The following is a 7,502-nucleotide window of genomic DNA, read 5'->3' as shown; positions in this document are numbered from 1 at the left end:
GGTCTGACGGCGCTTAGTGCTGAATTCACTATCGGCGAAGGTGAGTTGATGGCTCATGATGTCCCTCTGGGATGCGCTCCGGATGAATATGATGATCTCATATCAGGAACTTGTTCGCACCTTCCCTAGCTCTTTCATCATCCTAGAAGAACTCTTAATTAAGTATTCTTCAAGTGGGCCAGCATATGCCCCTGATGTCACGATCGTTAGTTGCGTAAGAGGATGAGTCAAACTCTCAATGCCCTTCAGGATGTCATTCTGGACAGCAGCAATATAAACAGGCGAAGCCGCAATCAAATATTCATCATTCGGACTGGACTGCATTAACTGGCTTATAGTTGCGCAACGGTTATGCTTTCCTAGTGATTTTGTGATGGCTTTCCACCAGAGATCATGCCTGAATGGTACTTGATGAAATGTCGCCTCGTAAGAGGGCACCCGATCTCGACTATTTAAAAACCCCATCCCGGCAGAGATTATCCACAACTCCAGATTTCTGGTTGAGTTTAAAATTTCCTTTGCCGTAGACCAGTGATTACCTGAATACAAGGACAATGCCGGTACCGCCTGATTACTTCTGGCGTCGTCTACAATGTTACTCCAGGCATATGCTGCGTCGTCCGGGGTTTGTTTTGGATCTATGTCCAATGTCGGCCAGACGTGGCCCTGATGATTCTTGCCCTTTGTACAGGAAGTGATTAAGTGTACTGAGCGTTCAGAGAACATTATCTTCCTTACATACCCATAGAACAGCTTTCTAAGAACGGTGGGCTCGCCTGAAAATTACAAATCAGCCCCTTTCACGGCATCATTTTGATTCTTCGCGTCTGCCCCCAGTAAGATGACCGGTTTTCTGCATGACAGTGTTATTCCTAACAAACGCAACACAAAACCACGCCAGCCAGAGCAAATTTTTTCATTTGCTGCGTAAAGCCTATTGTTTTCTCTTTTAAGCTTCGCCCACTCGTTACAGAGGGTAACATCATCAAGCGCTGTTATATGCTTCGCCTCACCTTCGACGATAACGGTATGGATACCGTATGCTGTAAATCTCATACTATTTTCCAGAACCCAGTTGCGGTATTCGTTGAGTCCACCTTCGGAACCGGTAGCTCTGCGCCACATTTCAATTTGCTTGTGTGATGGGTCAAGTGTACTTGTCATTGAAGCCTCGTCTCAGCGATAACGCTTGAAATAGCCCGCTTTGGTCAAAATGAAATTAGCCATCTGACTGGCGATTTGATTGTATCTTACTCATAGTGCCCAACCTATAGGTTAAAAAGGGGCATTTTCGCTTTATAGCGTGTTCAACATCATCAATCATCCCAAGAAAGGCTGGCTTATTAAGCCGGTCCATCATTTTCTGTATATCTCTCATCAATTTTTATATCCGGCCTGAAGTGCACCGTTCAAGCACACCGATCAGGCAGTTAGTCACTAGTTAACTCTTTACTAGAGACTAAATTCCATTGATTTACGTGACAACGTCACGTCATTAAGGTTTGCAAATGCCTAATTTTCATACTATGGGATTTAATTAGGAGTAAATCCCACAGGTTTACATAAAGCTGACATTTAAAAGTGTTAAAAATCAATCAGATAGAAAGAAAAGGCTCTCCGGAAGAACTCTTCTCATTATTTCGCCGCCCGGGGTTATTGCTGACAGATCTGAAAGTGCTAATATGTTAGTCATTAGTAATTAGTAAAGCCTTTACTAAACGCGTTTCTACGTAAATTCTATTGGTTTTAGAGGGTCCTACTGTCCGAAGACAATAAAGTTGTACACAAAGCACTAAAGTTGTAACCATTCTCAAAAAACGACGCTAATGTTGTATGCTTACTGAATGTGTGGTTATAGGGTTGGAGACTATAAAATGCACATATAGGTACGTATCAATGTCGTTTTTTGGGTACGATCATGGGTAGGGGTAGGCGTCTCAAATCCTATTTGGATTATGAAAATGCGCTAGGTGACGGCATAGGAGTGGGCTATGGCCAAAGTTATCAGCCCTGGCTTAGAGCTCAGGACGTTAAATCCCGTGGAAACCGTTCGATAGTCTTTGGCCTTAAGACGTTTCGAAACCATCATCATGGGGTTTGAGGGCCAATGATGTAAAAAACCACGCTAAGGAGATAATTCATTGTTTAAATTGAGATTTAACGGCCTCAATTCCCCCTTCATAATATCCTCCGGTAGTGTGAACGTATAATGTCCCAGCATGTTGATATGACCGTGCATCAGAGGCGAAAGCCGCGCGATATGTTCATCCTCTGGCCCTTCCCCGATGCTGCGCAGGTGCGACAAGGCTTCCTGCATATAAAGCGTATTCCACAGCACCACTGCGTTTGTCACCAGACCCAGCGCACCCAACTGATCTTCCTGCCCCTCGCGGTAACGTTTTCTGATCTCGCCACGCTGACCGTAGCAGATGGCTCTTGCAACGGCATGGCGGCCTTCACCCCGGTTCAACTGTGTTAGGATCCGGCGACGATAGTCCTCATCATCAATATAGTTGAGAAGATACAGTGTCTTGTTAACTCTTCCGACCTCCATTATTGCCTGAGCAAGCCCTGACGGTCGGGTACTTCTCAATAGCGATCGAATGAGTTCTGACGCATGAATAGTGCCCAGCTTCAGCGAACCGGCAACCCGCATCATCTCATCCCAGTGGCTTTCGATTTTAGAAAGGTCAACACAACCCCGCGCCAGTTTGTCCAACGCCCCGTAATTCGCTGCTTTGTCGGCCCGCCAGAACACAGCCTCACCCGCATCCGCCAGACGAGGTGAAAATTGGTATCCCAGTAGCCAGAACAGGCCAAAGATAATGTCACTGGTACCTGCTGTGTCCGTCATGATTTCAACCGGGTTTAGTCCCGTTTGTTGCTCAAGTAGCCCTTCCAGCACAAAGATGGAATCCCGCAGTGTTCCAGGAATCACTATGCCATGAAAACCCGAATATTGGTCAGAGACAAAGTTGTACCAGGTGATGCCGCGCCCTGAACCAAAGTATTTTCTGTTGGGGCCAGAATTCACCGTTTTCACTGGCGTGACAAAACGCATACCATCAGCGGAGGCTACCTCCCCGCCCCCCAGTATCCTGCCAACGCTAACGAGGACTGAAAATCAACCAGCCGCGCATTGGCGCTAACCAGCGTTTCTGCTCGGATGTAGTTCTGTTTCACCCAGCTCAGACGATGGCGAGTCAGTGCAGGGATATTGTGCTTGATCAGCGGCTCATGTCCGATATTGCAGGCCTCAGCCAGCATCACCGCACACAGGCTTATATGCAGATCCTGCGCACGGGCACCTGACTCGCTGACATGGCTGAATTCACGGGTGAAGCCAGTTCTGGCGTCAATCTCGAGCAACAGTTCTGTCAGGTCAACGGGTGGAAGCAATTGTCTGACTCGGCTGCTCAGTTGTATCAGCGCCGGTGGTTCATCCAATTTATCCAGGCTGCTGATGGTCAGCGAAGGATGTTTACCTTCATTGCAGATGTCCACGGCGGTATTGCGATCAAAACGTGATGCCACCGTTTTCCAGGTTTCATCTAACTGAGCGGCCAATTGCTCCGATGCTTTACTGCCATTAGTGGGGTGACCCAATGCCCGGCAGACTGGAACCCGCTGCGCCTGCCATTCCTCCCCCTGAAGAAGTTTTTGGCGCGGATCACCCCAACGATCGCTGTTTTCCAACCAGATGTCACGACGGCGTAGCGCATCCTGAAGTCGCTCCAGCAGACACAACGAGTAACCTGCTCGCTGTATCCGACCGTCAGCATCGTACACCAGGCGTTTCCAAGGGCCTGAAATGATATGTTCAGGTGCATCGTCCAGGATCCGTTTTTTCGAGCCGTTTAGCTCTGCCAGGTAATGGATGGCAGCCAAGGTATGTTCACCGTCTGGGGCCGCACGGAAGTGCAGATCGCGCAGTAGTGCGGGCAAAAAACGCCTTACCCGTCCGTATTGCTCCACCATTTCATCCTGAAAGTTTGTATCCTGGGGGCGGGCCAGTTCATTCACTTTTTCCACGGACTCTGCCAGTCTGGCGACAGACACACTGCTGAATATGGTCTTTCGCAGCAAATCATCGGCGGTATCTTCATCAAGTAAAAGTGCGCATGCCCGCGCCAGCAGCAACGCCGCGCGGTCAAGATCCTTGAGCGTCCTAAGTCGCTTTTTCTGCCCGGTTTTCTTCGCCTCCCGGGTAATATTGAGGATCAGCATATCCAGCACGTCAACGGCCTCGTCCAGCGCCGAGATTTCTTGCGCTTTCACGAATGCGGTAAGGATCGCCAGCCGCCGTTCTTCTGGCATTCTGCTGATATATTTCACCGATGCCATTCCGGCATAGCGTGCCAGATTGCGGAGCTGTATGGCGGGCAGCCCAGTGAAATTCAGACAGGAAAACTCCAGGCTGCGCAGGCGAGTGTAACGTTCAAGTGCTTCAGTGAACGCGGGGCCGCTGATAGTGACAGGGCCTCTTTTTAGGTGCTCCATCACTGAGAGTCGCTGTCCTTCGGGGATTTCAAGTAACCCAGCCAGTTGTGCGGTCTGCCAACGGTTTGGCAGCGCGGCCAATTTTCGCCACAAGCGGCGGGTCGCACGCTCACGGATTTCACCAATGACTCTCGTCAGGGTGGATGCGGCTGGCAACAACACTTTATTTTGAAGCAACCACGCGGTGGCAAAATCGAACATCAGTCCGGGGCGTTCATTACTGAGCCATGCACGGGTATACAGCAATCGCTTCAGTCTGAACGACCACGGGAAATCACCGAAATCATGATAGCTATAGTGCTGCCTGATAAGCCCGTGGTGCTCCCAACGTGTGTTTTCCCTTTGAGCATAGCGGGAAATGATCTCTGGATAGCGGATGTTAAGTTGCCTTGCGACATAAAACTGGACACCGGGCGGTATTTGCATGAGATCGGACAAGAAGGTTCCCAGAAAGCGGGCAGTTGTGAGTTGAAGGGCAATTCCCAACCGGTTATGCCTGCCCCTACGCAGGTTGATGAAAGTAAGGTCTCGCTCATCAAGATGAAAATACCGTGCCAGCTGGATCTCGTTTGGCTCTGCGGCATAACGCCCGTAGTTCTGTGTCTGTTTGTCGGTCAGAAAATCAGCAGCCATCACGCATCCTTTCGTAAACGGGTGTTCTGTTCTCTTTTTAACCGTCTCAAATGTTATGAGTTTTGATACCACCCAAAACGGTACTGAATGTCAGTATCAAAAATCGTGATTTATGCATTATGATACTACACAGTATGGCACTGTTGCAAAGTTAGCGATGAGGCAGCCTTTTGTCTTATTCAAAGGCCTTACATTTCAAAAACTCTGCTTACCAGGCGCATTTCGCCCAGGGGATCACCATAATAAAATGCTGAGGCCTGGCCTTTGCGTAGTGCACGCATCACCTCAATACCTTTGATGGTGGCGTAAGCCGTCTTCATGGATTTAAATCCCAGCGTGGCGCCGATTATCCGTTTCAGTTTGCCATGATCGCATTCAATCACGTTGTTCCGGTACTTAATCTGTCGGTGTTCAACGTCAGACGGGCACCGGCCTTCGCGTTTGAGCAGAGCAAGCGCGCGACCATAGGCGGGCGCTTTATCCGTGTTGATGAATCGCGGGATCTGCCACTTCTTCACGTTGTTGAGGATTTTACCCAGAAACCGGTATGCAGCTTTGCTGTTACGACGGGAGGAGAGATAAAAATCGACAGTGCGGCCCCGGCTGTCGACGGCCCGGTACAGATACGCCCAGCGGCCATTGACCTTCACGTAGGTTTCATCCATGTGCCACGGGCAAAGATCGGAAGGGTTACGCCAGTACCAGCGCAGCCGTTTTTCCATTTCAGGCGCATAACGCTGAACCCAGCGGTAAATCGTGGAGTGATCGACATTCACTCCGCGTTCAGCCAGCATCTCCTGCAGCTCACGGTAACTGATGCCGTATTTGCAGTACCAGCGTACGGCCCACAGAATGATGTCACGCTGAAAATGCCGGCCTTTGAATGGGTTCATGTGCAGCTCCATCAGCAAAAGGGGATGATAAGTTTATCACCACCGACTATTTGCAACAGTGCCGCAACAGCCATCACCAACACAACATCTTGTGCGCCGGCAGCTGATCGCGGCCACCATATCTAGTGTTTCAATTTTGGATTGCGCAATCCAAAATAGGCGTAAAAATAACGATGGTTTTCTTTACATGATTGGATTTGCTGGCCACTGTCATTTTCAGAAGACGACTGCACCAGACAACGCGGTTTGAAGGCTGTTGTGCAGTCGTCTATTGAACGAACAGTATCAGGAGTCCGCTGCACGAATGATGACCTCAAGCCGGTTCTGGTCGCGCTGGCGACCGATCAGCCCCTGGATGTGCGATACCGCGACCACGATCTTTCCGGCGATTGGGCGGGCTACCGCGAATGCTACATCAAGCCCGACCTGCTGCTGATCTACCGCAAGTCCGACGCCGACACCCTGCGACTGGCGCGGCTTGGCTCCCATAGCGAGCTGTTCGGCTGATGCCAGTCGCCTTGTCCGCCAAACGATCATTAGGCGGCCAAACCGGACGCCTGTCCGAAAACATCTTGCGCAACGGGATGACGGACAATAAGATAGGCGGACGGTATAACGGACAAATGGGCGGAAATGGCACTCATCGGCTATGCGCGGGTATCGACGGCGGAACAGGACACCGCCTTGCAGACGGATGCGCTGCGCAATGCAGGCTGCGAACGGGTTTTCGAGGACACGGCATCCGGGGCCAAGGCAGACCGGCCCGGCTTGGCCGATGCGCTGGCTTATCTGCGCGATGGCGATGTGCTGGTCGTCTGGCGGCTGGATCGGCTTGGCCGCTCCCTGCCGCACCTGATTGAGACGGTCGGCAAGCTGGAAGCACGGGGCGTCGGCTTCCGCTCGTTGACTGAAAACATCGACACCACCACGCCGGGCGGACGGCTCATCTTCCATGTGTTCGGTGCGCTGGGCCAGTTCGAGCGCGACCTGATCCGCGAGCGCACCAAGGCCGGGTTGACCGCTGCCGCCGCACGCGGGCGCAAAGGCGGACGCAAGCCGGTTGTCACTGCCGACAAGTTGCAACGAGCGCGGGAGCTTGTCGCCAACGGCTTGAATGTCCGCGAGGCCGCCGCACGCCTCAAGGTAGGAAAAACCGCTCTCTACGCTGCCTTGCAGGCGGCCAGTTCTGGCAGTGCAGCCGACTCCTGATATTTCGTGCAGTCGCCTTCTGAAAACGACAGGCGGCGCTCTTGTCTTTCATGGCGTAATGTCTCCGGTTCTAGTCGCAAGTATTCTATTTCATGCAACTAAAACACGCGACAAAAAACGCCAGGGAAAGGGCAGGGTGGTGTCGTTTTCAGAAGACGGCTGCACTGAACGTCAGAAGCCGACTGCACTATAGCAGCGGAGGGGTTGGATCCATCAGGCAACGACGGGCTGCTGCCGGCCATCAGCGGACGCAGGGAGGACTTTCCG

General features: G+C 51.3%; 5 protein-coding genes and 2 pseudogenes. 3 read left to right on the top strand and 4 right to left on the bottom strand.

Annotation, left to right across the window (positions count from 1 at the left end; all coding sequences use genetic code 11):
• Nucleotides 1-102: 102 nt before the first annotated feature.
• Nucleotides 103-726 carry a hypothetical protein gene (locus tag LLF79_RS26510; protein ID WP_000490639.1) on the bottom strand — a complete coding sequence of 208 codons (624 nt, stop codon included), beginning with the start codon at nt 724-726 and terminating at the stop codon, nt 103-105.
• A 57-nt stretch (nt 727-783) separates the two neighbouring features.
• Complete coding sequence (locus tag LLF79_RS26505) at nt 784-1,164, bottom strand: hypothetical protein (RefSeq protein ID WP_001371925.1); 381 nt, start codon at nt 1,162-1,164, stop codon at nt 784-786.
• Nucleotides 1,165-1,918: 754 nt separating this feature from the next.
• Here LLF79_RS26505 and LLF79_RS26500 point away from each other — a divergent pair.
• Nucleotides 1,919-2,089: pseudogene (locus LLF79_RS26500) on the top strand (transposase); the annotation flags it as partial.
• A 36-nt stretch (nt 2,090-2,125) separates the two neighbouring features.
• Here LLF79_RS26500 and LLF79_RS26495 read toward each other — a convergent pair.
• Together LLF79_RS26495 and LLF79_RS26490 are read right to left on the bottom strand one after the other, a co-directional pair.
• Nucleotides 2,126-5,133 (bottom strand): annotated as a pseudogene (locus tag LLF79_RS26495) (Tn3 family transposase).
• A 188-nt stretch (nt 5,134-5,321) separates the two neighbouring features.
• Nucleotides 5,322-6,026, bottom strand: a complete 705-nt coding sequence (locus LLF79_RS26490; protein ID WP_001067855.1) for an IS6-like element IS26 family transposase — start codon at nt 6,024-6,026, stop codon at nt 5,322-5,324.
• Between the two features lie 258 nt (nt 6,027-6,284).
• Between LLF79_RS26490 and LLF79_RS26485 the strand changes: the two genes are divergently transcribed.
• Nucleotides 6,285-6,533: a type II toxin-antitoxin system YafQ family toxin gene (locus LLF79_RS26485; RefSeq protein WP_011191340.1), complete on the top strand. Its 249-nt coding sequence runs from the start codon at nt 6,285-6,287 to the stop codon at nt 6,531-6,533.
• Nucleotides 6,534-6,659: 126 nt separating this feature from the next.
• Nucleotides 6,660-7,235 (top strand): recombinase family protein, encoded by a 576-nt coding sequence (locus LLF79_RS26480; RefSeq protein ID WP_001173919.1) that lies wholly within the window; start codon nt 6,660-6,662, stop codon nt 7,233-7,235.
• Nucleotides 7,236-7,502: the final 267 nt, after the last annotated feature.

It is taken from the genome of Enterobacter cloacae complex sp. 2021EL-01169, from assembly GCF_020733125.1.
Classification (GTDB): Bacteria; Pseudomonadota; Gammaproteobacteria; order Enterobacterales; family Enterobacteriaceae; genus Enterobacter; species Enterobacter roggenkampii.
Note: the sequence above shows the minus strand (reverse complement) of the source record. Positions and strands in the feature narration are given on the sequence as shown.